We start from the raw sequence: 1,194 nt of genomic DNA, 5'->3' as shown, positions 1-1,194 counted from the left end.
TTTCCAGCCAAGTTGGGTTGTTGTTTTCATCAATTTGGCGAAACTCTTCAACGCTGTTCTGTTTGCCAGTAGCGACCACTAATCGGTCGGCATCAATGAATTTTTCCGCGCGTTCGGCGCTGAAAAGGTCAAAGTCGTTCTTCCCGACAATGTCATCGTTAGACTTTTTCCACGCCTGTTCCACGCTGCGGTTAGTCATGGCGTACAGACCATCGGTGGTTTTGATCCAGATGTGGTCATCCAGACAATCGATGAATTCTTGCAGCGTTGGCAGTGGTTTGTTGGCGTGTGAGTGATGACGTTTGAGCTCTTGATGATAATGCTGGCTAACATCAAAACTGATGCGGCCTGCCAGTGCGCTCAGCCACGCAGAAACGGTTTGCTTTTGCTGCGTTGAGTGCGTCAACGTCACAACGGCAAACAGCTCCTCATTCGGTAGCCATACTGGGCAAAGACTCAGGTTTTCATCATCAAATTGTGAGCAAACTACGTCAAAGTACGGCGCGGAAAATTGCGCGCAGTTTTGCTCAATCATCGCCACGATGGCGCGGTGATTTTGTGGCGAGGTGGATACCTCACTGGATAGCCATTGTTTGGTGTAGCTCAGGGTATAAAGTTGTCCCTGAGCTTGAGTGGCATCACAGCATTGCTGCAGAGCGTGTTGCCAGTCAGTCATCAACGGTGAAGGAATAGCGAAGCGAAACATAATTAGTAAAGTATCCTGAAGTGCCCACAAATATTTATAGGAATGTCGCCGCGTTTAGCGGCTGGGCTTTGGTTATATCGTATCCAACGCTTGAACAATTCCAAGCGACTGAAGGCACTTTCGATCAATAAAATGTTAGCGAGCTCTCTTTTTTATCCAACTCGTTTCATTTCTCCGTTTTCATATTGTCCTAGGTTTTTTGGGCATGACCAACTATTGCGATGCGTTCGCCGCCTTGGCTTTTTTACCCCAAGTCACCTGTTGGATGACCAAACCACTGATGATTAAGACAAGTCCAATCAGCGTCGATGGGTGGATTTTTTCACCAATAATGGTGGCCAACAACATCAACGAGATAAATGGCGAAGCAAATATCAGGTTGCTGATGCGCGCCGTGTTTTGGGTTAACTTTAAGGCGCTCAACCACAGCACAAACGTCACTCCCATCTCAAACAAGCCGACGTATGTCACCGCCGCCCAGCCTTTGA

At 47.8% G+C, this 1,194-nt stretch carries 1 protein-coding gene and 1 pseudogene; both read right to left on the bottom strand.

Annotated features, from left to right (window positions below; genetic code table 11):
* A pseudogene (locus R7P72_RS25110) lies at positions 1 to 706 on the bottom strand (GGDEF domain-containing protein); the annotation flags it as partial.
* Between the two features lie 213 nt (positions 707 to 919).
* Positions 920 to 1,194: EamA family transporter (locus R7P72_RS25105; RefSeq protein WP_029852828.1), on the bottom strand; the 275-nt coding region annotated here is incomplete at its 5' end.

It is taken from the genome of Vibrio sp. Vb0888 (genome assembly GCF_033338835.1).
In the GTDB taxonomy this organism is placed as follows: domain Bacteria; phylum Pseudomonadota; class Gammaproteobacteria; order Enterobacterales; family Vibrionaceae; genus Vibrio; species Vibrio alginolyticus.
The sequence above is the reverse complement of the archived record's forward strand: the minus strand, read 5'-3'. Positions and strand labels throughout refer to the sequence as shown.